Here is a 26,755-nt window from a genome sequence, read left to right on the forward strand (position 1 = left end):
ATCCCCATGTTCGAACCTGTGGTTGCCACCCTGATTACCTCAATGGCCCGCACCGTAACCGGCGCCCGCAGCCTGTGGCTGGGTTGCGCGCCGGTGCCGGTGCAGCGCATTTATTTCGCCAACCACAGCAGCCACGGCGACTTCGTGCTGGTGTGGGCGTCCTTGCCGCAAAACCTGCGCAAGTTCACGCGTCCGGTGGCCGGCAGCGACTACTGGAACAAAAGCGCCCTGCGCCGTTACATCATCAACCGCGTATTCAATGGCGTGCTGATCGATCGTGAGCGCAAAGACCCTGTGGATAACCCTCTGCAACCCATGCTCGCCGCTTTGGAAGGTGGCGACTCGCTGATCATCTTCCCCGAAGGCACACGCAATCTCGAAGACGGCTTGCTGCCCTTCAAGAGCGGCCTGTACCACCTGGCAAAAAGTTACCCACAGGCCGAATTGATCCCGGTGTGGATCGCCAACCTCAACCGGGTCATGCCCAAGGGACGCGTGCTGCCGCTGCCATTGCTGTGCACCACCAGCTTCGGTGCGCCACTGCAACTGGAAGATAACGAAGACAAAACCGCCTTCCTCGCCCGCACCCGCGACGCCCTGCTTGCCCTTGCCCCGGAGCATGTCTGACATGGATAGCCAAACCCTGATGTTGTTCGGTGGGATCGGCGCCATCCTGGTGCTCGCCTCGCTGATCGGCCTGATCCTCAAGTTGCGCACCCGCGGTACGCCAAATGCGGTCGTCGACAATCTCAACGCCCGTATCAACGCCTGGTGGGTGATGGTCGTGGTGATCGGCATCGCCTTCTGGCTGGGCACCGGTGCGGTGATCCTGCTGTTCTACGCGGTGTCGTTCTACGCCCTGCGCGAATTCCTCACCCTTACCCCGACCCGCCGCAGTGACTACCCGGCGCTGGTGGCCGCGTTCTACCTGGCCTTGCCGCTGCAATACCTGCTGATCTACTCCGATTGGTACGGGCTGTTCTCGATCTTCATCCCGGTGTACGTGTTCCTGCTGCTGCCGATCCTCGCTTCACTGGGTGGCGACAGCACGCACTTCCTGGAGCGCGCGTCAAAGGTGCAATGGGGCCTGATGATTGCCGTGTTCTGCGTGTCCTTCGTCCCGGCCTTGCTGACCCTCGACATTCCTGGCTACGAAGGTCGCAACCTGTTGCTGATCGCCTACCTGGTGATCGTGGTGCAGCTGTCGGACGTGCTGCAATACGTGTGTGGCAAGCTGTTCGGCAAACACAAGATCGCGCCCAACCTGTCGCCGTCCAAAACCGTCGAAGGTTTCGTCGGCGGGATTCTGCTGTCATCCCTGATCGGCGCTGCGCTGTGGTGGACCACGCCCTTTAATCCATGGCAGTCGTTTTTGATCGCACTGCTGATCAACCTGCTCGGCTTTGCCGGCGGCATTGTGATGTCGGCGATCAAGCGCGACCGAGGCGTGAAAGATTGGGGCCATATGATCGAAGGGCACGGCGGGATGCTGGACCGGCTGGATTCAGTATGTTTTGCGGCGCCGATTTTCTTTCACCTTGTTCGCTACTGGTGGACCTGAGAAATACCACCTCAAGCTCAACGCGGATCAACTGTGGGAGCTGGCTTGCCTGCGATGGCGGTGGGCCAGCAACCCATTTGTTGACTGAAACACCGCCATCGCAGGCAATCCAGCTCCCACAGTGGTTTGGGTAGTGTTTTCAAGTGTTCAGCCTGGCAGGTGCCCCAATGGCAAGGCGCCTGGGGTTTTCACGGTCTGGATCGCAAAGTTGCTGCGGATGTCCCGCACTCCCGGCAGCTTCAACAGGCTGCCGGTGACGAACCGCTCGTACCCACGCAAATCCGGCACCACCACCTGCAACAGGAAATCCGACTCACCCGATACCAGAAATGCCGAGATCACCTCGGGCAGTGCGGTCACCGCCTCGCGAAAGGCATTGGCCTCGGTGTCGTTGTGCCGCTCCACCTTCACGCCGACGAACACCATCATGCCCAGGCCCACTTCATCGCGGTCCAGGGTGGCTTGATAGCCGCGAATCACCCCGGCCTCTTCCAGCAGCCTCACACGGCGCAAACAGGGTGAGGCAGACAGGCCGATCTCATCCGCCAGCTGCACGTTACTCAGGCGCCCATCACGTTGCAGGGCTTCAAGAATCTTGCGGTCAAAGGCATCAAGTTTCAGATTTGGCATAAATGAATGGCCGTTAGCTCAATCAATGGCAGATAGTGCCAAGAATAGACGCTTTATAAGCTGACTACGCAAGCACCTGCCCTGCCCTTCACTCCTAGAATTAGCCGACACATCAAGGGGGTGGAACATGACAGAGCTGTGGTTATTTCTGATGGCACTTTCGGTGGCGTTTCTGCTGCCGGGGCCAGACATGATCCTGTTGCTGCAAACCGGCGCGCGCCAGGGCAAAGCGCTGGCGCTGACCACGGCAATCGGCCTGGGCCTCGCCCGGGCATGCCATGTGGTGTTGGCGGGCATGGGGCTGGCGACGTTGTTCAAAGTGGCGCCCTGGACCTTCGACGTGGTGCGCCTGGGCGGTGCGGCCTACCTGTTGTGGCTGGGCGTGCAATGCCTGCGTGCGAACGGGCTGCCATCGCTCTACGCCTCTCACGGCGCACCACCCGCCCATGCCTGGCGCGTGGCCTTTCAACGCGGACTGCTGACGAACCTGCTCAACCCAAAGGCCCTGCTGTTCTGCTCGGTGCTGCTGCCGCAATTCGTCAACCCGCAGGCCGGCCCGGTGGCGGCGCAGTTTGCATGGCTGGGGGTGATGCTGGTGACCGTGGGCTTCGCGTTTGACTGTTGCTACGCCCTGGCCGGCGCGCGCATCGGCCGCTGGCTGGCCAGCAATCGCTCGGCGCAGCGCCTGCAGCAGTGGTTATTCGGCAGCCTTTTGATCGGTTTTGCGGTGCGTCTCACTTTTGTGCAACACGCCTGAGCGTTTGCGGCATATTCACGTCATCTTTTGTATCAAAGACGCGTGTAAGATACGCCGCACTTAGCCAGGGATGCTCACCATGTTCGATTCGTTGAAAGCGATCAGTCGCCGTTTTCTCGGCCTGTTAACCACGGTGGTGAGTGCCCTGTTCGGCCAATGGCAGCCGCCTTTCTGGCTGCGCGCCATAGGTCGAGGCTTTGCGAACCTGGGCCGCAACGCTCGCGCCTATCCGCGCCAGGCCGGCGCCGGCGTGCTGGGCCTGGTGTTACTGGCTGGCGCAGGATTCTACGGCTGGCACTGGTATTCAAACCTGCCGCAGCCGCACACCGTTGGTTATTCGTTGCACAAGCCGAACCTGACGGATTACACCCAGCAACCGCCGGTGGTGGATAACGTGCAGGTGCGTTTCGCCGAATCCGTGGCCCCCCTGGCGGCGATTGGCAAACCGGTGACGGAGGGCATCACCCTCAAACCCAACGTGGCAGGCGCCTGGCGCTGGTCCGATGACCGCACTTTACTGTTCGTGCCGGAAAAAGACTGGCCTGTAGACGCCCACTACACGCTGGACCTGGCGAAGAAAAACCTCCTGGCCGACGGCGTGTTGCTCAGCCAGTACAGCAGCCAGTTTTCCACCCAGCCGTTCCGCGCCACCCTGGCGCAAAACGAGCTGTATCAAGACCCGTCCAACCCGACGCTGAAACAGCTGGTCGCGACCTTCCACTTTTCCCACCCGGTGGATGAAGACAACCTGCGCAAGCGCGTGTCTGTGACCCTCGGCAAAGGCCTGGCCTACCGCGACGCGCAGTTGCCCAACCGCCCGGAAATCACCTTCGACGACAACAAGCTCAACGCCTACGTACGCTCTGCCGCCCTCGCCACGCCACTGGAAAGCACGCCGGTCAGCGCCAGGCTCGACGAAGGCATCAAAGCCCGTGACGGTGGCAACGCCAGCACCGCGCCGCTGGTGTCGGAAGTCACCGTGCCCGGCCGTTATCGCCTGACCTTCACCGCCGCCGACGTCAGTTTTGTCGACAATGAACGCGGCGAACCGGAACCGGTGCTGATGTTCAGCAGCTCCAGCGCCGTGGCCGATGACACCATTGCCGGTAAGGTCCAGGCGTGGCTGCTGCCGGAAAAAGCCCAGGACGACACTCGTCCCTATACCAGCAACGACATTGATGACGCCCTGCTGGCCCGCAGCACCAAGGTCGCCCTGACCCATGTGCCCAGCGTCGAGCCGCTGAACACCTTGCACGCGTTCAAATTCAAGGCCCCGGCCGGTCGCGCGCTGTATGTGCGTGTGCCCGCCAACCTGGAAGCCATCGGCGGCTATCTGGCGAAAAACCCTACGGCCTCGTTGATCAGCATGCCGGCGTATCCGCGCACGCTGCAGTTCCTGTCCAACGGCGCGCTGCTGAGCCTCAACGGCGAAAAACGCCTGGGCTTCATGGCCCGTGGCGTGCCCGGCGCCCATGTGGAAATCGCCCGGCTGCTGCCCAACCAGTTGCAACACCTGGTGGACCAGAGCAGCGGCAGCTTTGCCCGGCCCAATTTCGGCAACGAATACTTTGATCGGATGGTCGAGCGCCAGTCGCTGGATATTGCGCTGTCGTCCAATGACCCGGCGAAAACCGTCTACGACAACGTCGATCTGAGCCACTACCTCACCGCCAACGGCGGGCGTCGTGGCATTTTCGTGCTCAAGCTCAGCCCTCAGGATGACCCCGCAGAACGCACGTTCGAGTACGACCGCAGCAGTACCAGCGACCTGCGCTTTATCGTGGTGACTGACCTGGGCATCATCGCCAAGCGCTCCAGCGATGGCAGCCATGATGTGTACGTGCAGTCGATCGGCAACGGTTCGCCGGTGGCCGACGCACAGGTCGACATCATTGGTCGCAACGGCCTGCCGGTCAGCAGTGGTCGCACCGACACCGAAGGCCATGCGCATTTCGCCAAGCTGGATGAATTGCGCCGTGAGAAAACGCCGCTGATGTATGTAGTCACTCGCGGCAATGATCAGTCCTTCCTGCCGATTGCCCGTCAGTCGCAGCAGCTGGATTTGTCGCGTTTTGATGTAGGCGGTTTGGAAGAAGACGGCGCGATTGATCGCCTCAGCGCCTACCTGTTTACCGACCGCGGCCTGTATCGCCCTGGCGAGACCGCGCACTTGGGCATGATCGTGCGCAGCGGCAACTGGAAAGGCGCCCTGCAAGGCCTGCCGGTGGAGCTGCAAATCACCGACCCGCGTGGCCTGGAGGTGATTCGCCAACCCCTGAAGCTGTCCACCAGCGGTTTTGAAACCTTTGATTTCCCCAGCAGCGACGTCGCCCCCGCAGGCGATTACACCGCGACCTTGCAATTGATTGGCGAGAAAAACACCCGCACCGACCTGGGCAGTGTCAGTTTCAAGGTCCGCGATTTCGAGCCGGACCGCATGAAGGTCAGCCTGAGCCTGCATGACACGCCCGTATTGGGCTGGATTCCACCGGACCAGGTGGTTGCCAAAGTCACTGCAATGCACTTGTTCGGCGCTCCGGCAGCCGGCCGCCGGGTGACGGCGAAGATGTCCTTGAGCCCGACGCTTGCGGCCTTCGACCGTTATCCCGATTACCGCTTCCGCCTCAACAACTCACTGGAAGACGCCAGCACCGAAGACCTCGCTGAAACCACCGTCGACGACAACGGCCAGGCCGTGCTCGACCTTAACCTGCAACGCTTCGCCAACAGCACCTATCGCCTGCAGGTCATGACACAGGTGTTCGAGGCTGAAGGTGGGCGTAACGTGGCGGCGCAAAGTGCACTGCTGGTGTCGTCCGCGCCTTATCTGGTTGGTGTGAAAAGTCAGGATTCGCTGTCGTACGTCGCCAAGGACGCCCCGCGTCAGGTGCAGTGGCTGGCCGTCGCGCCAGACCTCACGCCATTGGCGGTGGACGGCCTGACCAGTGAAGTGATCGAGCACCGTTATGTGTCGGTGTTGGTGAAACAGTCCAACGGCACCTACAAATACGAGTCGCGCATCAAGAACATCAGCCAGCCCGCCTCGCCATTGACGATGACCAAGGACGGCGCCAAGCAGACCCTGAACACCGGTACGCCGGGCGATTTCACCCTGCAACTCAAGGATGCCAACGGCAACCTGCTCAACCAGATCGACTACAGCGTGGCCGGGCGTGGCAACACGTCGCGCTCCCTGGAGCGTAACGCCGAGTTGCAGCTGCGCCTGGATAAACGCAGCTACGCCACCGGCGATGAGATTGCGATCAGCATCCGTGCGCCGTACACCGGCGCCGGTTTGATCACCATCGAACGCGACAAGGTTTACACCCAGCAATGGTTCAAGGCCGACAGCACCAACAGCGTGCAACATATCCGCGTGCCTGCGGGCCTTGAGGGCAATGCCTACGTCAACGTGCAGTTCGTGCGCGACATCGGCTCGTCCGAGGTTTATATGAGCCCGCTGTCCTACGGCGTGGTGCCGTTCAGCATCAACCTGGATGCGCGCCGCATGGCGCTGAAGGTCGAAGGCCCGGCGAAGATCGAGCCGGGGCAAACCCTGGACATCAAGGTCACCGCCGACCGGCCAGGCCGCGCGGTGGTCTACGCAGTGGACGAAGGCATCCTGCAAGTGGCGCGCTACCAGACGCCGGACCCGTTGGGTTTCTTCTTCCAGAAGCGCGCACTGGAGGTCGGCACCAGTCAGATTCTTGACCTGATCCTGCCGGAATTCAGCCGCTTGCTCAGTGGGGCAGCGCCCGGCGGCGATACGGAAGGCGCTCTGGCCAACCACCTCAACCCGTTCAAACGTAAACATCAGCCGCCTGTGGCGTGGTGGTCCGGGTTGGTGGATTTGCCGGCCGGTGAAACCGTGCTGCATTACCAGGTGCCGGACAGCTTCAACGGCAAGCTGCACCTGTTTACGGTGGCGGTGGACGCCGACAGCGTGGGCGTCAGCGAGGCCAGCACCGAGGTGCGTGGGCCGATCGTGATCACACCCAACGTGCCGGCCTTTGTCGCGCCGGGGGATGTGTTCAATGTGAGCGCCGGAGTATTCAGCAACCTCGATGCCGCGGCGGACGTGAAGTTTGAGCTGCAAACCAGCGACGGCCTCAACGTGCAGGGCGACAAAGGCAGCACCTTGTCACTGCAACCGCGCAAGGAAGGCACCGCCGAATTCAAGATCAAGGTCGGCGAAACCCTCGGCTCGGCGGACCTGCGCTTTATCGCCGTGCTGCCGGACGGCAAGCGCATTCAGGTGGCAGAAACCACCTCGATCCGCCCATTGAGTGAGCACCGTGTGGCCTTGAGCCTGGGCCGTTTCGACAGCGCCAGCAAAGAGCTCAAGCCCACCCGCGAGCTGTTCAGCCAACTGCGCGACGTGCAACTGGGCGTGGCGGCCTCGCCGCTGGTGTGGGCCAACGGCCTCAAGCATTACCTGGATGACTACGGTTATGCCTGCACCGAGCAATTGGTGTCCAAGGCCATGCCGGCGTTGATCTGGGGCGGCACCGCACCCGAAGCCGAGCAAGCCTTCAGCAGCGCGGTGCGCATGTTGCGCCAACGCCAGAACCAGGCCGGCGGCTTCGGTTTGTGGGCCGCCAACCCGGACGTGGCGCCGTACGCCAGCTTGTATGCCACCGACTTCCTGATCGAAGCCAAGGAACGCGGGCTGCCGGTGCCGGAAGATTTGCTGGTGCGCTCCAACGCCTACCTGACAGAACTGGCCAACGGCCCGAGCGAAGGGCTGTCGGAATTGCGCAACCGTGCGTACGCCAGTTACCTGCTGAGCCGTCAGGGCATTCTCGTGAGCGGCGCCTTGAGCGATATCCGCGAGCGCTACGAAAGTTACTTCAAAGACACCTGGCAGAACGACCTGGGCGCCGCTTACCTGGCCGCCAGCTACAAGTTGCTCAAGCAGGACCGCCAGGCCGATACGCTGTTCCGCAAAATCCCATGGCGCTCCCTTGTGGATAAGTGGGACAGCGACGGCCTGTATTACGACCCGCTGGTGCACGACGCCGAACACTTGCACCTGCTGGCGCGTCACTTTCCTGAGTTACTGGACGATGTGCCGACCGCCTTGCTGGATAAGCTCGGCAAGCGTCTTAACGAGCAACGCTACAACTCGCTGTCGGCCGCCCTGCTGCTGCGTGCCCTGGACAACTATGGCCAGCGCGCGCAAAGCGACATGACGCTCAAAGCCACCGCCTGGCTGAGCGACAAGCAGCAGCAATTGCTGGAGATGGCCGGGCAGCCGCCACGCGCCGCCGTGCCGGGCGCGACGCAAAAACTGGTGATGGAAAAAACCGACGGCCCGGCCGCGTTCTACATGCTCAGCGAAGCCGGTTTCGACAAGGGCGCCAAGCTCAAGCCGATCAACAATGGCCTGGAAATCATCCACGAATACCTCGACCTCAAAGGCGAGCCCGTGAGCAAAGTGGCGGTGGGCGATGAGTTCCTGGTGCGTCTGCGCCTGCGTGCGACCGACCGCGACCAAGTGCAGCAAGTGGCCGTGGTCGACCTGCTGCCCGGCGGCGTCGAGCCTGTGTATAACTTGCCGCCGGAGCCGGAAACCGCCAGCGCCGATGAAAGCGAAGGCGATGATTCGGAGTACGTGGAAACCGCCGACAGTGAAGAAGCGGATGCCTGGCAGGCGCCTATCGGCGAAACCGAGCTGAGCAACTGGCAGCCGGACTACGTGGACGTGCGTGATGATCGGGTGGTGTTGTACGGCACCGCGCTGCGCGATGTGGGCACTTTCGTCTACCGCGTGCGCGCCACCAACGCCGGCACCTTCAACACGCCACCGGCCTACGCCGAAGGGATGTACGAAACCACCCTGCAAGGGCGCGGCAAAGTAGGCCAGCTTGAAATTACCAAGCCTTAAACGCCTGACGCCGCTGCTGGCAGCGGCGGTGGTGCTGGTGGGGTTGCGGTTGTGGCCACACGCCCCGCTGGAACAGGCCGTCACCTCGTCGCGGGTGGTGTTGGCCGACGACGGCGCGCTGCTGCGCATGACGTTGGCAGATGACGGCCAATACCGGTTGTGGCTGCCGCTCGCGCGCATGTCGCCGTCACTGGTCGAGGCGTTGCTGCTCAAGGAAGACCGCAATTTCTATTGGCACCCGGGGATCAATCCCCCGGCGTTGCTGCGCGCGGCCATGGCCACCTACAGCGGCGGCCAGCGCCAGGGCGGTTCGACCTTGAGCATGCAACTGGCGCGGCGGCTGTGGGATTTGAACACCCGCCAAGTGCCGGGCAAGTTGCAGCAGATGGCCTTGGCGTTGTGGCTGGAGGCGCGCTACAGCAAGCACGACATCCTTGAGGCCTACCTGAACCTGGCGCCCATGGGCGGCAATATCGAAGGCGCCGAGGCGGCCAGCCGCATTTACTTTGGCAAGTCGGCGGCGCAGTTGTCGTTGTCCGAGGCGCTGGCGCTGGCGGTGATTCCCCAGCAGCCGGGGCGGCGCGCGCGTTTCGGGCCCTCGCTGCAAAACGCGCGACTGCGCTTGATGGCCGACTGGCGCGAGACTTATCCACAAGACCCGCGAAACGACAGTTTGCTCGACTTGCCGCTGGAGGCGCGCAACCGCCAACAGATCCCCTTCCTGGCGCCGCACCTGAGTGAACAACTGCTGGCGTCCCAGCCCGGCAACGAGCTGAACAGCACGCTTAATCTGCCCTTGCAGCAATTGCTCGAACGCCTGATCAGCGGCTTTATCGCCGAGCGGCGCAGCACGGGTGTGGAAAACGCCACAGCGATTCTGATCGACAGCCGTGACCAGAGCGTAAAAGCGCTGGTGGGCTCGGCGGATTACTTATCCACAAGCATTCACGGACAGGTCAACGGCGTGTTGGCGCGGCGCTCGCCGGGGTCGACCCTCAAGCCGTTTCTGTATGGGCTGGCGCTGGATCAGGGTGTGATCCACCCAATGAGCATCCTCAAGGATTTGCCGAGTAACTTCGGCTACTTTCAGCCGGAAAATTTCGACGGCAGTTTTATCGGGCCGCTGACAGCGCGGGATGCTTTGATCCGTAGTCGCAATATCCCCGCGGTGTGGCTGGCCAGCCAAGTGAAGTCGCCGTCGTTGTACGGTTTGCTGCAACGCGCCGGCATCCAGGGCCTGCGCGGCGAGAGCCATTACGGCCTGGCGTTGGCCCTCGGCGGTGGCGAGATGACCCCCGAAGAACTGGCGCGGCTGTATGTGATGCTGGCCGGTGACGGGCATCTGCGGCCGTTACGGTATTTGCAGGAACAGCCGCAATCCACTGGAGCGCAACTGCTCACGCCGCAGGCCGCGTTTATGGTGCGCGATATGTTGCGCCGCAACCCACGGCCGGATGGCTTGCCCGGCCGCCATTGGCGCACCGCTTGGAAAACCGGCACCTCGTGGGGTTTTCACGATGCGTGGAGTGCCGGCCTGGTCGGGCCGTACGTGCTGGTGGTGTGGGTGGGTAACTTCGATGGTCGACCGAACCCTGCGTTTATCGGCGCCAAGACCGCTGCACCGTTGTTCTTTCGCATCGCTGACGCCCTGCCCCTGGCGCTGCCCAATGTGGTGATCAAGCCCGACAAGCCACCCGCCGGGCTGGTGCGCATTGAGGTCTGCGCCGCTTCCGGTGAGTTGCCCAACCGCTGGTGCCCGCAAACCCGCAAGACCTGGTACATCCCCGGCGTGTCGCCGATTCGCGTGTCGAACCTGCACCGCCCGGTGCTGATCGACACCCGCACTGGCAAGGCTGCGTGCCCGCCATTTGATGCGCAATACACCCGTGAAGAAGTCTTCGAGTTCTGGCCCAGTGACGTGCAACGCCTGTATCGCGCCGCCGGCCTGCCTCGGCGCACGCCGCCCAGCGTGATGAAAAACTGCCAGCCCAACCGCATCAGCGACCAGAGCGAAGCACCGCAGATTCGCTCGCCATTGACCCAGGTCAGCTATCAATTGCGCCTGTCGCAGCCCCAGGAAAGCATTCCACTGAATGCCAACGCGGCCAGCGACGCGGCGATGCTGTATTGGTTCGCCGACCAGACCTTGATCGGCCAAGGCCCGCCGCAAACCACGTTGAACTGGCGGCCGGGCAAGTCGGGCGAATACCGGTTGCGGGTCAGTGATGATCAAGGCCGCAGTGCGAGCCGGGGGTTGAAGGTGGAGTTTGTGCCGTGATCACAGGGGTACTTGGCTGGATAAGCGCAGCCCCCCTGTGGGAGCAGGCTTGCCCGCGAAGACGTTGGCCCAGCAAACAGTGATGTTGACTGACCCACCGCTTTCGCGGGCAAGTCCGCTCCCACATTTGATCTGCTGCGCGACGCCCTGATCAGGCGTCTTCGTCGCCGAGACCGGCTTTGCCGGCATCCTTGGAAAAATGCTTGAACGCCGCACCCAGCTTGCGTTGCTCGAAGATCGAAAACACCAACGTGCCGAGCAGGATCAGCATCCACACCAGAAACAGCTTCAAGGTATCCACCTGAGCCACGAACAGCAGCAGCGTCACCACGCCGCCGATGACCATGCCCAAGCCCATCCACGCGCCCAGCACCCGACCCACCGCCAGGCGCATGCCTTTGGGAAGGACCAGCCGGGTCGCCATCATCACCACAATGATCGTCAGGAAAAAACCAAACGCCGCCATGAACGGAATCGGGAAACCGCCTTCGCGGTACAGCCAGGCCAGCAGCCGATACACGGGGCCCAGTGGCTCCATTTGCTGATACGTGTCGGGACCGGGTAAATGCAGTTGGGCGAAATGCGCGGGCGTCATGGCCATGATGCCCACGCCGATCATCCCGACCACGGCCGCATAGAAACCACCGGCACGCCACAGCGGCGCCAGCACGCGAGTGTTTTCCACATCCTGGGTCAGCGCCAGGCCGAACACCGCATTGCGCTGTTTACCCTGGGCAATCGCAGGTTTACCGTCGCGCTCACAGGCATCGCCAATCAGCATCACGTCCAGGTCCTGGACCAGCAGGATTTCGCCTTGGCGCCGGGAACTGCCGACGAGTTCGTAATCGTCAGGCGCCTTGTTGCCGAACAAATCAATGCCTTCGGCGATCACGCGGACCTCACCCGTTGCATCCTGCAGGCGGAAGTCATTGCAGCGCGCCTCGCTGGATACCCGGCTCCAGCTCCAGTGCCCGTCGTCGTCCTTCTTGCCGTCCTCGACAACCCAGACATAGCCCACGCACGGCTTGCCATTCACCGGCGACAGCTGGGTCTTGTCGGCAATCACTTTGCCGCGTACTTCCACCAGGCCCATCGCCAGCGAACGAATCTGGCTGGTGGCCAGGCGCTGTTCGGTTTTAGAGAAGCTGGGCCCGAAGCTGAGCAGCAGGCCCACCAGAATGCCTACGGGGAAAAACAGCGCAATAAAAATGTGCGGTGCATAAGCAATCAAGCTGATGAAGCCCGCGAGCAACACCAGTGCCAACGCGGTTTTCCACTTGGGTTTCTTCGCGACGACGCCTGCCTGGGTGGTTTTCATGCCCCCGGCACCTCAAGCTTCACGCCTTCGTAGCGGGTTTCTTCGGCGCTGATGGCCAGCAACGGAATACGCTGATAGCTGAGCATTCGCGCAAAGAACAGGTCGGGGAACACCGCGATGGCGATGTTGTAGAGGTTGACCGACTCATTGAAGAACTCACGGCGGTCGGCAATGCGCTCTTCCACGGCCGAAATGGCTTGCTGCAACTCGACCATGTTCGGCCCGGAGATCAACGCCGGATAACTCTCCGCCACCGCAATCACCGACTTGACTGCGGCATTGAGCTGATTGGACGCATCGACCTTGTCGTTGAGGCTGCTGGCATTCAAGTATTGGTTACGCGCATCGCTCAGCCGCGTAAACAGCGCGTTCTCGTGGTTCATGGCGGTCTGCACCACGCGCATCAGGTCGGGGATCTGGTCGGCCCGTTGCTTGAGCAGCACGTCGATGTTGGCAAACGCCTTATCCACATCGTTACGCCGCATGACCAGGCCGTTGTAGACCCCGACCATCCAGCCGATCAGGCCCACGACAATGATCAGCACGACGATGCCGGCGATTAGCAGTTCGATATTCATGGTGAAAGCGTCCCTGTCTGAGTTATCCACAGGAAGGCATTCTAGGGGTAAAGCCTGACGGCGCGCCCGGCAGTAGCCCACAGATTCGACAGGAGGTCGTTAATTCGTCGCGGTGATTCGCACGACCTCATTGCGGTTTACTTTGCCTAAAGCGTTGCGCGGGATGGCCTCGGTCAACACGATCTGCCGTGGCAACTTGAACGGCGCCAGGCGCACACGCAACCAGGCGAGGAGCTCCTGTGCCGAGGTGCCAGGTGCATCGGCTGTCAGCTTGACCAACGCCACCACCCGCTGCCCCGCTTCGTAATCCGGTGCGCCCGCGACGGCCGCATCGGCGACGGCCGGGTGCAGGATCAGCTGGTTTTCCACTTCCACGGGGGAAATCTTGTCGGTGAAGCTGACAATCTGATCCTTGCAACGCCCGACAAAGCGGTACTCGCCATTGGGCAGCTGCACCATCAGATCGCCCGAGGCAAACCAACCTCCACGGCTGTGGCTGATGATGTCGCCGGGACCGGTCCAGTAGCCGAGGCTCAGGTTGGCGCCGCACATCTGCAGTTCGCCTACCTCGCCGTGGGCAACTTCGACGCCGTCGGCATCCACCAGGCGCGCGCGCCCTGGGATGGCGGTGAGGGTATCCCAGGCCGAACCAAAGGCCATGCTGCCCAGGCATTCCGTCAGGCCGTAAGTATTGTTCAGACGCCACCCAAAGGTGTTTTGGAAGGTTTCGGCAACCACCGGGCGGCACGCGTCTCCACCTATCCCGCAAACCCGCATCGAGCTGAGGTCGCGCGGACGCTTACGCTGGGCGTCCACCAGCGGCTGGCAGATAAACGGCGCGACGAACAGCATCGTGCCCCTCTCTTGCTCGATGGCATCGAGGAGTTTGTCGGCATCGAAACGGCTGAACATGACTTCCTGACAGCCACGAATGATCGTCGCCATCAGCACGAACGAACCGGAGACGTGGGCGACCGGCGTGCTGCCGAGGGTGCAGGAGTGCGAATCAAGTTCCCACGCACTCAGTGCACCGGCAACGTGGGAAATCACCCGCTGGTTGTAGGCCACCAGCTTGGGCATGCCCGTGGTGCCGGACGTTGCCAGCAGCAGGCAGGTCGAATCGATATCCACCGGCACCTGAGCTGTGTGGCGGCTGCCCTCGCCCAACAGCGCGTGCCAGCCCGCGCTGGTAACCGTGCGCGTACGTTCAAGCACGTCAGCAGCCATCTGCGCCACCACGGGCTGCAGATCTGCCTCATGAACAAACAACGTTGGGCGTAGCCACCGCAAAAACTCATCCAGCTCACGGGCCGTGAATTCAGTCTTCAGCGGCACCAGGATTGCCCCGCTCATCATCGCGGCGAACAGGAACACCGCGTACAGCGGCGACGTGCGCACCAGCATGACAATCCGATCACCTGGCTCGATCCCCGCTCGCTTGAGCCCGTTGCTCAGGCGCACCACTTCGCTGGCCAGGCGGTGATAGGACCAGACGTCGCCGTCGGCAATCAGGGCAATGGCGTTGGGCCGTTCGCTGGCGTGCTGGAACAGCGCCTGCAGCGGGGTTTGCGAGGGGCAAGGGGCATCAATGGATTGAAAACTGCTCGGCATGATCGTCTTCCAGGGGGCTAGGACTGCTCGCGCGGTGGTGCGCGCTCCCCAAGGGAACACCTGGAAGTGCCGGTTTATTTCGTGAAGCTTCGATGACGTAAAAACAGCGCGCATAAAAAACCCCGATTACCGGGGTGCTGGTGCCGCCATCTCGATGTAACTGGATGTCCCGCCACCCGTCGCGCCCGACAGCCACCCCCACTCGAACGCCAGCGTGGTAAGCCCGGCGTGATTCACGCCGACCGTGCCGCGTGACCAGCCGGCAAGCAGCTCGCCGTCCATCGTCAGGCACTGAAACAGAAGCTCGAGGGTGTTGGAGCCCGTCACGCGCCCGACCTGCTGGCCCGTACGAATGCGGCCACCCTGGTAAGTGCCCGTAATGGCGTCACCCTCGACCCGGTAATGAAACACCGTGCCCGAGCCGGAAAGCCCTTGGGTGTTGGCCGCTACCGCAAAGCGGCGATCGTTCAAACGTTCGCGCAGTTGGGAAAAGTCAGATCGCATCCAGGTCGCGTCCTTGCGTGGAAGTTGGAGACCCGGTGTGGGCCTCCAGCGTGTGCCGTGTTACTCCACCGTCACCGACTTCGCCAGGTTACGCGGCTGATCCACGTCGGTGCCCTTGAGCACGGCAACGTAGTAGGACAGCAACTGCAGCGGGATGGTGTAGAGGATCGGCGACAGGGTGTCGTGGATGTGCGGCATGTTGATGACGTGGGTGCCTTCGGCGTTGGTCATGCCGGCTTTTTCGTCGGCGAACACGATCAGTTGGCCGCCACGGGCACGCACTTCCTGCAGGTTGGATTTGAGCTTTTCCAGCAGTTCGTTGTTGGGCGCGACGGTGACCACTGGCATGTCGTCATCCACCAGGGCCAGTGGGCCGTGCTTCAGCTCGCCGGCTGGGTAGGCTTCGGCGTGGATGTAGGAGATTTCCTTGAGCTTGAGCGAGCCCTCCATCGCCACCGGGTATTGCGCGCCACGGCCGAGGAACAGGGTGTGATTTTTGTCGGCGAACAGTTCGGCGACTTTTTCCACGGTGCTGTCCATGGCCAGGGCTTCGCCCAGGCGGGCCGGCAGACGGCGCAGTTCTTCGACCAGCGTGGCTTCGACACCTTCGGCGAGGGTGCCGCGAACCTGGCCCAGGGACAGCGTCAGCAGCAACAAGCCAACCAGCTGGGTGGTGAAGGCTTTGGTGGAAGCCACGCCGATTTCGCGACCGGCCTGGGTCAGCAGGGTCAGGTCGGACTCGCGCACCAGGGAGCTGATGCTGACGTTGCAGATCGCCAGGCTGGCGAGGAAGCCCAGCTCTTTAGCGTTGCGCAGTGCCGCCAGGGTGTCGGCGGTTTCGCCGGACTGGGAGATGGTCACGAACAGGGTGTCGGGTTGCACCACCACCTTGCGGTAGCGGAACTCGCTGGCGACTTCGACCTGGCACGGGATGCCGGCCAGTTCTTCGAGCCAGTAACGCGCAACCATACCGGCGTGGTAGCTGGTGCCGCAGGCGACGATTTGCACGTTGCGTACTTTGGCGAACAGCTCGGCGGCTTGTGGGCCGAAGGCGTTGACCAGCACTTGGTTCTGGCTCAGGCGGCCTTCCAGGGTGCGTTGCACCACGGACGGTTGCTCGTGGATTTCCTTGAGCATGAAGTGGCGGAATTCGCCTTTGTCAGCGGCTTCGGCACCGTCACGGTATTGCACGGCTTCGCGCTCGACGGAGTTGCCGTTAACGTCCCAGATCGCCACGCTTTCGCGGCGGATATCGGCGATATCGCCTTCTTCCAGGTACATGAAACGGTCAGTCACTTGGCGCAGCGCCAGTTGGTCGGAGGCGAGGAAGTTTTCGCCCAGGCCCAGGCCGATCACCAACGGGCTGCCACTGCGCGCGGCAACCACGCGGTCTGGCTGGCTGGCGCTGACCACGGCCAGGCCGTAGGCGCCGTGCAGCTCTTTAACGGTGGCCTTAAGGGCGACGGTCAGGTCGCCGAGGTCCTTGAGCTTGTGGTTCAGCAGGTGAGCGATGACTTCGGTGTCGGTGTCCGAGGTGAACACATAGCCCAGGCCTTTGAGCTGCTCGCGCAGCACTTCGTGGTTCTCGATAATGCCGTTGTGCACCACCGCCAGGTCACCGGAGAAATGCGGGTGGGCATTGCGTTCGCACGGCGCACCGTGGGTAGCCCAACGGGTGTGGGCAATGCCCAGACGGCCGACCAGCGGCTCACCAAGCAGGGCTTGCTCCAGTTCGCTGACCTTGCCCGGGCGACGCATACGCTCAAGCTTGCCGGCGTTGGTGAAGACCGCCACACCGGCGCTGTCGTAACCGCGGTATTCCAGGCGCTTGAGGCCTTCAAGCAGGATGGCGGTGACGTTGCGTTCAGCGACTGCGCCTACAATTCCACACATGGTTTTTCTCCTAGATGATTGCCGCGCATATCAGCGTAATGCCGCGGGCTTGGATCTGGTCGCGGGCCTCAAGCGGCAGGCGATCATCGGTAATAAGGGTATGGACGCTGCTCCAGGGCAGTTCCAGGTTGGGAATCTTGCGGCCAATCTTGTCGGACTCGACCATCACCACCACTTCACGGGCGACCTCGGCCATCACGCGGCTCAGGCCCAGCAGTTCGTTGAAGGTGGTGGTACCGCGCTGCAGATCGATGCCGTCGGCGCCGATGAACAGTTGATCAAAATCGTAGGAGCGCAGCACTTGCTCGGCCACTTGGCCCTGGAACGAGTCCGAATGCGGGTCCCAGGTGCCGCCGGTCATGAGCAACACCGGTTCGTGTTCAAGCTCGCTCAAGGCGCTGGCCACGTGCAGGGAGTTGGTCATCACCACCAGGCCGGGCTGATGGCCCAGCTCAGGGATCATGGCGGCAGTGGTGCTGCCGCTGTCGATGATGATGCGCGCGTGTTCACGCAAGCGCATCACGGCCGCACGCGCGATGGCGCGCTTGTAAGCCGAGATGGGCTGGGCCGCGTCCCCTACCAGTTCCTGAGGCATGGTGATGGCGCCACCGTAGCGGCGCAGCAACAGGCCATTGCTTTCCAGCGCGGCCAGGTCCTTGCGGATGGTGACTTCCGACGTTTCGAAACGCTTGGCCAATTCGTCCACGCTGACTTCGCCCTGTTCATTGAGCAAGGTCAGGATGTTGTGGCGTCGTTGGGGTGTATTTCGTTTCGACATGGTGATGATAAGTTTCGTTTCGAAAGATAACGAAGGCAATCAAAACCTATTGGCGAAAGATCGTCAAGCGGCGGGTGCACTTTTTTGAAAACAACATAGACCCAATGTGGGAGCGGGCTTGCTCGCGAAGGGGGTGCATCAGATACACATTCAGTGACTGACACTCCGCCTTCGCGAGCAAGCCCGCTCCCACATTGGAAGGGTGTTGCTGATGGAGCTGTGGATAACTCAGGTCTTCTTGATCTTGACCGGGCGTTTCCAACCGTCGATGTTGCGCTGGCGGGCGCGGGCCACAGCCAGTTGAGACTTATCCACATCCTGATTAATGGTGGAACCCGCTGCGGTATTGGAGCCATCGCCGATAGTGACGGGAGCAATCAGCGAGTTATTCGAGCCGATGAATACATCCTCACCAATCGTCGTCTGATACTTGTTCGCGCCGTCGTAGTTGCAAGTGATCGCCCCCGCACCGATGTTGCTGCGAGCACCAATCACCGCATCGCCCAAATAAGCCAGGTGGCCGGCCTTCGCGTCGTCGCCCATGCGCGCGTTTTTCAGTTCGACAAAGTTACCCACATGCGCCCTGGCCCCCAGCACGCTGCCCGGACGCAAACGCGCGAATGGGCCAGCATCGCTGCCCTCGCCCATCACCGCACCGTCAATATGGCTGTTGGCTTTGATCACCACGCCTTTGCGCAGGGTGCTGTCCTTGATCACGCAGTTCGGGCCGATCACCACGTCGTCTTCAATGATCACGCGGCCTTCAAGGATCACGTTGATATCGATCAGCACGTCGCGGCCGACGGTGACTTCACCGCGCACATCGAAGCGTGCGGGGTCGCGCAAGGTCACGCCTTGGGCCATCAGACGGCGGCCTTCACGCAACTGGTAATGACGTTCCAGCTCAGCAAGCTGCTTGCGGTCGTTGGCGCCCTGCACTTCCATAGGGTCGTGGGGCTGCTCGGTGGCGACCAGCAGGCCATCACTCACGGCCATTTCGATCACGTCGGTGAGGTAGTACTCGCCCTGGGCGTTGTTGTTGGACAGGCGGCTCATCCAGTCGGCCAGTTTGTTGGCCGGCACCGCGAGAATCCCGGTGTTGCCTTCAGTGATAGCGCGCTGGGCTTCGCTGGCGTCCTTGTGCTCAACAATGGCCGCCACCTTGCCATCGGCATTGCGCACGATGCGGCCATAGCCGGTTGGGTCATCCAGCTCTACGGTGAGCAGGCCCATCTGGCCAGGCACTACGTGCTTGAGCAGGCGTTGCAGGGTTTCCACTTCGATCAACGGCACGTCGCCGTAGAGGATCAGCACCGTGTCGGCGCTGATGAACGGCACGGCCTGCGCGGTGGCGTGGCCGGTGCCCAGTTGTTTGTCCTGCAGCACGAAATTCAGGTCATCCGCCGCCAGGCGTTCACGTACCACGTCGGCGCCGTGGCCGATCACTAGGTGAATCCGCTGGGGGTCCAGTTGCCGGGCGCTGTGGATAACATGACCGAGCATGGAATTACCCGCGACCGGGTGCAGCACCTTGGGCAGGGCCGAACGCATGCGAGTGCCCTGGCCTGCGGCGAGGATGACGATTTCAAGAGACATGAATGGCTACCAATCCTGGGCGGTCCGGCTTCAGACCAGAGAAGTGTTTTGCTAAAAAAGAAAAAGGGTAGCCGAGGCTACCCTTTTTAATCAATCGCACATGAAGCATGACGGCTGGGCCGCTTACTTCTTGCGGATCTGCTGGAGCGTGCGCAGCTGAGCTGCAGCCTCGGCCAGACGTACAGCAGCAGCGCTGTAGTCGAAGTCCGCGCCCTTTTCGTTCAGGGCCTTCTCGGCAGCCTTGACGGCTTCCTGAGCGGAGGCTTCATCCAGGTCGCCAGCACGTTGCACGGTGTCGGCAAGTACCTTGACCATGTTCGGCTGAACCTCGAGGAAACCACCAGAGATGTAGAACACCTCTTTTTCCCCGCCTTGCTTGGTCAGAGTGATCGGACCTGGCTTCAAGCTGGTGATCAACGGCGCGTGGCCCATGGCAATACCCAGGTCACCGAGTTCGCCGTGTGCAATCACCATTTCTACCAGACCGGAGAAGATTTCCCCTTCCGCGCTGACGATATCGCAATGGACTGTCATAGCCATCTGATTGCCTCAACCTGATGAGCGCCCGTTGCCGGGCGCCGGGATTACAGTTTCTTGGCTTTCTCGATCGCTTCTTCGATGCCGCCGACCATGTAGAACGCTTGTTCTGGCAGGTGGTCGTAGTCACCGTTGAGGATGCCTTTGAAGCCAGCAATGGTGTCTTTCAGGGAAACGTATTTACCCGAAGCACCGGTGAAGACTTCAGCCACGAAGAACGGCTGCGACAAGAAGCGTTGGATCTTACGAGCACGGTTTACCAACTGCTTGTCGGCTTCCGACAGCTCGTCCATACCCAGGATCGCAATGATGTCCTTCAGTTCTTTGTAACGCTGCAGCACGTACTGAACGCCGCGAGCGGTGTCGTAGTGCTCCTGGCCGATCACGTTCGGGTCCAGCTGGCGCGAAGTCGAGTCGAGTGGATCGACCGCTGGGTAGATACCCAGGGAAGCGATGTCACGGGACAGAACGACGGTGGCGTCCAAGTGGGCGAAGGTGGTCGCAGGCGATGGGTCAGTCAAGTCATCCGCAGGTACGTATACCGCTTGGATCGAGGTGATCGAACCTTCTTTGGTCGAAGTGATACGTTCTTGCAGAACGCCCATCTCTTCAGCCAGGGTCGGCTGGTAACCTACTGCCGAAGGCATACGGCCCAGCAGTGCGGATACTTCAGTACCGGCCAAGGTGTAACGGTAGATGTTGTCGACGAACAGCAGAACGTCGTTACCTTCGTCACGGAACTTCTCGGCCATGGTCAGGCCAGTCAGTGCTACGCGCAGACGGTTTCCCGGCGGCTCGTTCATCTGACCGTAAACCAGTGCCACTTTGTCCAGAACGTTGGAGTCCTTCATCTCGTGGTAGAAGTCGTTACCCTCACGAGTACGCTCACCCACACCGGCGAACACGGAATAACCGCTGTGCTCGATGGCGATGTTACGGATCAGTTCCATCATGTTTACGGTTTTGCCTACACCGGCACCACCGAACAGACCGACTTTACCGCCTTTGGCGAACGGGCAAACCAGGTCGATAACCTTGATGCCGGTTTCCAGCAGATCGTTGCCGCCAGCTTGCTCGGCGAACGAAGGAGCTGGACGGTGAATGCCCCAGCGCTCTTCGGTGTCGATCGGACCAGCTTCGTCAATCGGGTTGCCCAGTACGTCCATGATCCGGCCCAGGGTCGCTTTACCGACCGGTACGGAGATGGCTGCGCCAGTGTCGACAACGTCCAGACCGCGCTTCAAGCCTTCGGTGGAACCCATCGCAATGGTACGAACTACGCCGTCGCCCAGCTGCTGCTGAACTTCCAGAGTAGTTTCCGCGCCTTGTACTTTCAGCGCGTTGTAGATGCTCGGTACGCTGTCGCGTGGAAATTCCACGTCGATAACGGCGCCGATGATTTGAACGATACGTCCGCTACTCATAGCTGGATCCTCTGAATATTTGAACCGTTAAACCGCGGCAGCGCCGCCGACGATTTCCGAGATCTCTTGGGTGATCGCAGCCTGACGCGCCTTGTTGTAGATCAGCTGCAAATCGCTGATCAGATCACCGGCGTTATCGGTAGCGTTTTTCATCGCGATCATCCGCGCCGCTTGTTCAGCTGCGTTGTTCTCGACCACCGCCTGGTACACCTGCGACTCCACGTAGCGCACCATCAAGCCGTCAAGCAGCTCTTTGGCGTCTGGTTCGTAGAGGTAGTCCCAGTGGTGCTTGAGTTCCTGATCCGGAGTCGCCACCAGTGGAATCAATTGCTCCACGGTTGGCTGCTGGGTCATGGTGTTGATGAACTTGTTGGATACCACGGACAGGCGGTCAATCCGGCCTTCCAGGTACGCATCCAGCATCACCTTCACACTGCCGATCAAATCATTGATCGACGGCTCTTCACCCAGGTGGCTGATAGCTGCAACGACGTTACCGCCGAAGTTACGGAAAAAGGCCGCACCCTTGCTACCAACAACACACAGATCGATCTCGACGCCGTTTTCGCGGTTTACCGCCATGTCCTTGACCAGGGCCTTGAACAGGTTGGTATTCAGACCACCGCACAAACCACGGTCACTGCTCACTACCACATAACCCACACGCTTAACGGCGCGGTCGATCATGAACGGGTGGCGGTATTCCGGGTTGGCGTTGGCCAAATGCCCAATTACCTGGCGGATACGCTCCGCATAAGGACGGCTAGCAGCCATGCGCATTTGTGCCTTGCGCATTTTGCTGACCGCCACTTTTTCCATGGCGCTGGTAATCTTTTGCGTGCTTTTGATGCTCGCAATCTTACTGCGAATCTCTTTTGCGCCTGCCATGTAACACCTATCAGGTTAGCAAGCGGGAGCCTTGCGGCTCCCGCTGCGGCTTACCAGGTTTGGGTGGCCTTGAACTTCTCGATACCGGCTTTCATGCCAGCGTCGATTTCGTCATTGAAGTCACCCTTCACGTTGATCTTGGCCAACAAGTCGGCGTGATCGCGGTTGAAGTAAGCAATCAGCGCTTGTTCAAAGCTGCCGACCTTGGTGATTTCGACGTCAGTCAGGAACCCACGCTCAGCGGCATACAGCGACAACGCCATGTCAGCGATCGACATTGGGGCGTATTGCTTCTGCTTCATCAGCTCGGTAACGCGCTGACCATGCTCAAGTTGCTTACGGGTGGCTTCGTCCAGGTCAGAAGCGAACTGGGCGAATGCCGCCAGTTCACGGTACTGAGCCAGAGCGGTACGGATACCACCGGAGAGCTTCTTGATGATCTTGGTCTGAGCGGCACCACCCACACGGGATACCGAAACACCGGCGTTCACAGCAGGACGGATCCCGGAGTTGAACATGGCCGATTCCAGGAAGATCTGACCGTCAGTGATGGAAATCACGTTGGTCGGAACGAACGCGGAAACGTCGCCAGCCTGGGTTTCGATGATCGGCAGTGCGGTCAGGGAACCGGTTTTGCCGGTCACTGCGCCGTTGGTGAACTTCTCTACGTACTCTTCGGATACGCGGGATGCGCGCTCCAGCAGACGGGAGTGGAGATAGAACACGTCGCCTGGGTAAGCTTCACGGCCTGGTGGACGGCGCAGCAGCAGGGAAATCTGGCGGTAAGCCACTGCTTGCTTGGACAGATCGTCATAAACGATCAGCGCGTCTTCACCGCGGTCGCGGAAGAATTCACCCATGGTGCAACCGGAGTACGGTGCCAGGAATTGCAGCGCAGGAGATTCCGAAGCACTGGCAGCCACGATGATCGTGTTGGCCAGGGCGCCGTTTTCTTCCAGCTTGCGAACCACGTTGGCGATGGTCGATTGCTTCTGACCAATGGCTACGTAGACGCAGAAAATGCCGCTGTCTTTCTGGTTGATGATCGCGTCGATCGCCAGAGCGGTTTTACCGATCTGACGGTCACCGATGATCAGCTCACGCTGGCCACGGCCGACCGGAATCATGGCATCGACAGCCTTGTAGCCAGTCTGTACAGGCTGGTCTACCGACTTACGCCAGATCACGCCTGGAGCAACTTTCTCGACCGCGTCGGTCTCGGTGTTGCCCAGTGGACCTTTACCGTCAACAGGGTTACCCAGTGCGTCGACTACGCGACCCAGCAGTTCCTTACCAACCGGAACTTCCAGGATGCGGCCTGTGCACTTGGCGCTCATGCCTTCAGCCAGACTGGTGTACGCGCCCAATACAACGGCACCTACGGAGTCTTGCTCCAGGTTGAGGGCCATACCGTAGACGCCGCCCGGAAACTCGATCATCTCGCCGTACATTACGTCGGCCAGACCGTGAATCCGCACGATGCCGTCAGATACGCTGACGACAGTGCCTTCGTTACGGGCTTGGGAGGTCACATCGAGCTTGTCGATGCGGCCCTTGATAATTTCACTTATTTCGGAAGGATTGAGTTGCTGCATTGCTCTGCTGCCCCTTCAAACTCAAGATTTCAATGCTTCGGCAAGTTTCGCGATTTTGCCGCGAATCGAGCCATCGATAACCAGGTCGCCGGCACGGATAACAACACCCCCAATCAGGGATGCGTCCTCCGAAGCTTGCAGGCGCACTTCCCGATTGAGTCGTGCACTGAGAACCTTGGCGAGTTTGTCTTGCTGTTCTTGGTTCAATGCAAAAGCACTGGTCACTTCAACGTCTACCGACTTCTCTGCGTCGGCCTTGTACAGGTCGAACAGAGCGGCGATCTCCGGCAATAGCGAGAGACGGTCGTTTTCGGCAACGACGTGGATGAAGTTCTGCACTTTCACATCAAACTTGTCGCCGCACACTTCAATAAAAGTGGCGGCCTTGTCTGCGCTCGTCAGGCGCGGGGCCTTGAGCACGCGCTGCATGGTGTCGTCTTGCGACACTGCTGCAGCCAGGCCGAGCATGGCTGACCAAGAGGCCAGCTGCTGGTGGGCCTGGGCGTGCTCGAAGGCTGCCTTAGCGTAAGGTCGGGCCAACGTGGTCAGTTCTGCCATGATCGCCCTCGCTTAAATTTCAGCAGCCAGTTTGTTAACCAGCTCCGCGTGCGCGTTTTGATCGATTGTGGCACCGAGGATCTTCTCAGCACCGCCGACCGCCAGAGCACCCAGTTGGGCACGCAGCGCGTCTTTGACGCCGTTCAGTTCCTGTTCGATCTCGGCATGAGCCGAAGCCTTCACACGGTCAGCTTCGACGCGGGCTTTATCAACAGCCTCTTCGACGATCTGGTTACCGCGTTTCTTGGCTTGCTCAATGATTTCAGCTGCCTGTGCTTTAGCTTCGCGCAGTTGATGACCCGCTTTCTCTTGGGCCAACTCCAGGTCGCGAGCTGCACGGGTGGCAGCGTCCAAGCCGTCTGCGATCTTCTTCTGACGTTCGTGCAAAGCCGCGATGACCGGAGGCCACACGAACTTCATGCAAAACACTACAAAAATGAAGAACGCAACGGATTGGCCAATCAGGGTTGCATTAATGTTCACGCCAACACCTCGCTCATTCGTTGTCCATCACCCCAATCAACTCGAAAAATTCGAGTGATTAGCCAGCGAGTTGACCAACGAAAGGGTTCGCGAAGGTGAAGAACAGAGCGATACCAACGCCGATCATGGTCACGGCGTCGAGCAGGCCGGCGACGATGAACATTTTAACTTGCAGCATTGGAACCATTTCTGGCTGACGCGCTGCGCCTTCCAGGAATTTGCCGCCCAGCAGGCCGAAACCAATGGCAGTACCCAGGGCGCCCAGGCCGATCAACAGTGCAACAGCGATAGCGGTTAGACCAACTACAGTTTCCATCTTTCCTCCCGACTTTTACGTCGTATGGTTTAGGTTTTTTAGATTTTAAAGCGGTAAAACAAATCGTTTCATAGCCCGGTAGGGCCCACCTTCCCGTGTTACCGGGAAGGACATCAGACTAGTCGAGACTGGTCTTAATGGTTCTCTTCGTGCGCCATCGACAAGTAGACGATGGTCAGCATCATGAAGATGAAGGCCTGCAGGGTAATGATCAGGATGTGGAACACAGCCCACGCCCACTGCAGAACTACGCCCAGGCCGCTAAGCCAGAGCAGACCACTGCCGAACATCACAGCGATCAGAATGAACACCAGCTCGCCGGCATACATGTTGCCGAACAGTCGCAGGGCCAGGGAGATCGGCTTGGCGACCAGCGTTACGAACTCCAGCAGGAAGTTCACCGGGATCAGCAGGGCTTGAACAAAGATGTTCTTGCTGCCGAACGGGTGCAGGGTCAGTTCGCCGATGAAGCCGCCAATGCCCTTGACCTTGATGCTGTAGAAAATGATCAACGCAAACACCGACAGGGCCATGCCCAGGGTGGCGTTAGGGTCCGTGGTGGAAACCGCACGGAATGGAATGTGGTGATCGCCGGTGATCAGGATGGCCAGCTGAGGAATCCAGTCGACCGGAATCAGGTCGACGGCGTTCATAAGGAACACCCAGACGAAAATGGTCAGTGCCAGCGGTGCAATCACCGGGCTACGGCCATGGAAGCTGTCTTTCACGCTGCCATCGACGAATTCGACCAATACTTCAACGAAGTTCTGCAAAGCACCCGGCTGACCGGAAGTCGCCTTCTTTGCCGCCATGCGGAAAATCAGGACGAAGATCAGACCCAATGCGACAGACCAACCCAGAGTATCCAGGTGGAATGCCCAGAAGCCCATTTCTTTGGCTTCTGCTGCGGTGTGGGCGAAGCCCCAGCCGCCGTTGGGAAGCTGACCGAAGGTCAGGTTCTGCAAGTGGTGCTGGATATAGCCCGAAGCGGTTGTTTCTGCCATGGTTGCCTCAAACGCCCTAAGGTTTCGAAAGTCTTGTTTTCATTAGCAGGGGAGCGAACCAGCTGACCAGTTGGGTCAACACGAAGACGCCGAATACAGCCAGCGGCGCCAATGGCTTCACACCTGCAAAGGTCAGTGCAAACAGCACTGCCGTCAAAATCAGTTTCCCTGCTTCGCCGGCATAAAAAGACCGGACGATAGCCTGGGCTGCTCGGGCGCCGGAAAACCGAAAGGCCCTGTGAGCAAAATACATATTGGGCAGCAAGGCTATCAGGCCTCCGCAGAGTCCTGAATATCCGGCTACGACTCCATGCCAATACCAAAGCGCCAATGCGGCGATCAGCAAAATGACAAATTGAGCCAATAAAACCGGGAAAACGGCCAAGCGATGGAACGGCAACGTGTTTGGCGTGCGGGTTTCCATCACTCTTGCTCCTCAATGGTCGGCTGCCGAGAATCAATAACTTGGCATAATTTGTGCCGACAAAATGCGCGCAGAGTATAGGGGCGGTTCAGCCCCTATTCAACTGTCGGGTAGTGTTTTCCGATCGCGCGCTAC

22 protein-coding genes are annotated in these 26,755 nt (G+C 60.5%); 5 read left to right on the plus strand and 17 right to left on the minus strand.

Annotation, left to right across the window (positions count from 1 at the left end; genetic code table 11):
- Positions 1 to 6: 6 nt before the first annotated feature.
- Complete coding sequence (locus AACV02_RS18450; protein ID WP_119741220.1) at positions 7 to 627, plus strand: lysophospholipid acyltransferase family protein; 621 nt, start codon at positions 7 to 9, stop codon at positions 625 to 627.
- A 1-nt stretch (position 628) separates the two neighbouring features.
- Positions 629 to 1,561 carry a phosphatidate cytidylyltransferase gene (locus tag AACV02_RS18455; RefSeq protein WP_106575956.1) on the plus strand — a complete coding sequence of 311 codons (933 nt, stop codon included), beginning with the start codon at positions 629 to 631 and terminating at the stop codon, positions 1,559 to 1,561.
- Between the two features lie 147 nt (positions 1,562 to 1,708).
- On the opposite strand, the gene AACV02_RS18460 is transcribed toward AACV02_RS18455, so the two are convergent.
- Complete coding sequence (locus tag AACV02_RS18460; RefSeq protein WP_025854407.1) at positions 1,709 to 2,182, minus strand: Lrp/AsnC family transcriptional regulator; 474 nt, start codon at positions 2,180 to 2,182, stop codon at positions 1,709 to 1,711.
- Positions 2,183 to 2,318: 136 nt separating this feature from the next.
- Between AACV02_RS18460 and AACV02_RS18465 the strand changes: the two genes are divergently transcribed.
- The 3 genes from AACV02_RS18465 to pbpC all read left to right on the plus strand — a co-directional run bounded on the left by AACV02_RS18465 (position 2,319) and on the right by pbpC (position 11,113).
- Positions 2,319 to 2,948: a LysE family translocator gene (locus tag AACV02_RS18465; RefSeq protein WP_119741223.1), complete on the plus strand. Its 630-nt coding sequence runs from the start codon at positions 2,319 to 2,321 to the stop codon at positions 2,946 to 2,948.
- Between the two features lie 79 nt (positions 2,949 to 3,027).
- Complete coding sequence (locus AACV02_RS18470; RefSeq protein WP_119741226.1) at positions 3,028 to 8,835, plus strand: MG2 domain-containing protein; 5,808 nt, start codon at positions 3,028 to 3,030, stop codon at positions 8,833 to 8,835.
- Complete coding sequence (gene pbpC / locus AACV02_RS18475) at positions 8,816 to 11,113, plus strand: penicillin-binding protein 1C (RefSeq protein ID WP_119741228.1); 2,298 nt, start codon at positions 8,816 to 8,818, stop codon at positions 11,111 to 11,113. The genes AACV02_RS18470 and pbpC overlap by 20 nt, the downstream gene beginning before the upstream one ends.
- 151 nt (positions 11,114 to 11,264) lie before the next feature.
- On the opposite strand, the gene AACV02_RS18480 is transcribed toward pbpC, so the two are convergent.
- From AACV02_RS18480 to AACV02_RS18555, 16 genes are all read right to left on the minus strand, one after another.
- Positions 11,265 to 12,431: a hypothetical protein gene (locus AACV02_RS18480; protein WP_119741232.1), complete on the minus strand. Its 1,167-nt coding sequence runs from the start codon at positions 12,429 to 12,431 to the stop codon at positions 11,265 to 11,267.
- A complete protein-coding gene (locus AACV02_RS18485) occupies positions 12,428 to 13,009 on the minus strand; it encodes a LemA family protein (RefSeq protein WP_119741235.1) in 582 nt (193 codons plus the stop codon). Before AACV02_RS18485 ends, AACV02_RS18480 begins: the two co-directional genes overlap by 4 nt.
- Positions 13,010 to 13,108: 99 nt before the next feature.
- Positions 13,109 to 14,620 carry a class I adenylate-forming enzyme family protein gene (locus AACV02_RS18490; RefSeq protein ID WP_119741238.1) on the minus strand — a complete coding sequence of 504 codons (1,512 nt, stop codon included), beginning with the start codon at positions 14,618 to 14,620 and terminating at the stop codon, positions 13,109 to 13,111.
- 126 nt (positions 14,621 to 14,746) lie between these two features.
- A complete protein-coding gene (locus AACV02_RS18495) occupies positions 14,747 to 15,124 on the minus strand; it encodes a hypothetical protein (protein WP_119741240.1) in 378 nt (125 codons plus the stop codon).
- Positions 15,125 to 15,184: 60 nt separating this feature from the next.
- A complete protein-coding gene (gene glmS / locus AACV02_RS18500) occupies positions 15,185 to 17,017 on the minus strand; it encodes a glutamine--fructose-6-phosphate transaminase (isomerizing) (RefSeq protein ID WP_106575963.1) in 1,833 nt (610 codons plus the stop codon).
- 10 nt (positions 17,018 to 17,027) lie between these two features.
- The gene (locus tag AACV02_RS18505; protein WP_106575964.1) at positions 17,028 to 17,795 is read right to left on the minus strand and encodes a DeoR/GlpR family DNA-binding transcription regulator; all 768 of its coding nucleotides are present in this window, start codon (positions 17,793 to 17,795) and stop codon (positions 17,028 to 17,030) included.
- A gap of 228 nt (positions 17,796 to 18,023) precedes the next feature.
- Positions 18,024 to 19,391 carry a bifunctional UDP-N-acetylglucosamine diphosphorylase/glucosamine-1-phosphate N-acetyltransferase GlmU gene (gene glmU / locus AACV02_RS18510; protein ID WP_119741242.1) on the minus strand — a complete coding sequence of 456 codons (1,368 nt, stop codon included), beginning with the start codon at positions 19,389 to 19,391 and terminating at the stop codon, positions 18,024 to 18,026.
- Positions 19,392 to 19,514: 123 nt separating this feature from the next.
- Positions 19,515 to 19,931 (minus strand): F0F1 ATP synthase subunit epsilon, encoded by a 417-nt coding sequence (locus AACV02_RS18515; RefSeq protein ID WP_003177061.1) that lies wholly within the window; start codon positions 19,929 to 19,931, stop codon positions 19,515 to 19,517.
- 44 nt (positions 19,932 to 19,975) lie between these two features.
- Positions 19,976 to 21,352, minus strand: a complete 1,377-nt coding sequence (gene atpD, locus AACV02_RS18520; RefSeq protein ID WP_017135118.1) for a F0F1 ATP synthase subunit beta — start codon at positions 21,350 to 21,352, stop codon at positions 19,976 to 19,978.
- A gap of 27 nt (positions 21,353 to 21,379) precedes the next feature.
- Complete coding sequence (atpG, locus tag AACV02_RS18525; protein WP_003233565.1) at positions 21,380 to 22,240, minus strand: F0F1 ATP synthase subunit gamma; 861 nt, start codon at positions 22,238 to 22,240, stop codon at positions 21,380 to 21,382.
- Between the two features lie 50 nt (positions 22,241 to 22,290).
- Complete coding sequence (atpA, locus tag AACV02_RS18530) at positions 22,291 to 23,835, minus strand: F0F1 ATP synthase subunit alpha (RefSeq protein WP_017135120.1); 1,545 nt, start codon at positions 23,833 to 23,835, stop codon at positions 22,291 to 22,293.
- Between the two features lie 21 nt (positions 23,836 to 23,856).
- A complete protein-coding gene (locus AACV02_RS18535; RefSeq protein ID WP_119741244.1) occupies positions 23,857 to 24,393 on the minus strand; it encodes a F0F1 ATP synthase subunit delta in 537 nt (178 codons plus the stop codon).
- 12 nt (positions 24,394 to 24,405) lie between these two features.
- Positions 24,406 to 24,876 (minus strand): F0F1 ATP synthase subunit B, encoded by a 471-nt coding sequence (locus AACV02_RS18540; protein WP_016970692.1) that lies wholly within the window; start codon positions 24,874 to 24,876, stop codon positions 24,406 to 24,408.
- 58 nt (positions 24,877 to 24,934) lie between these two features.
- Positions 24,935 to 25,192 (minus strand): F0F1 ATP synthase subunit C, encoded by a 258-nt coding sequence (atpE, locus tag AACV02_RS18545; protein WP_002555987.1) that lies wholly within the window; start codon positions 25,190 to 25,192, stop codon positions 24,935 to 24,937.
- A gap of 134 nt (positions 25,193 to 25,326) precedes the next feature.
- Positions 25,327 to 26,196, minus strand: a complete 870-nt coding sequence (gene atpB / locus AACV02_RS18550) for a F0F1 ATP synthase subunit A (RefSeq protein WP_017848936.1) — start codon at positions 26,194 to 26,196, stop codon at positions 25,327 to 25,329.
- 16 nt (positions 26,197 to 26,212) lie between these two features.
- Positions 26,213 to 26,620 carry a F0F1 ATP synthase subunit I gene (locus tag AACV02_RS18555; protein WP_010565865.1) on the minus strand — a complete coding sequence of 136 codons (408 nt, stop codon included), beginning with the start codon at positions 26,618 to 26,620 and terminating at the stop codon, positions 26,213 to 26,215.
- Positions 26,621 to 26,755: the final 135 nt, after the last annotated feature.

The sequence above is a fragment of the Pseudomonas sp. Larv2_ips genome (genome assembly GCF_963879675.1).
Classification (GTDB): domain Bacteria; phylum Pseudomonadota; class Gammaproteobacteria; order Pseudomonadales; family Pseudomonadaceae; genus Aquipseudomonas.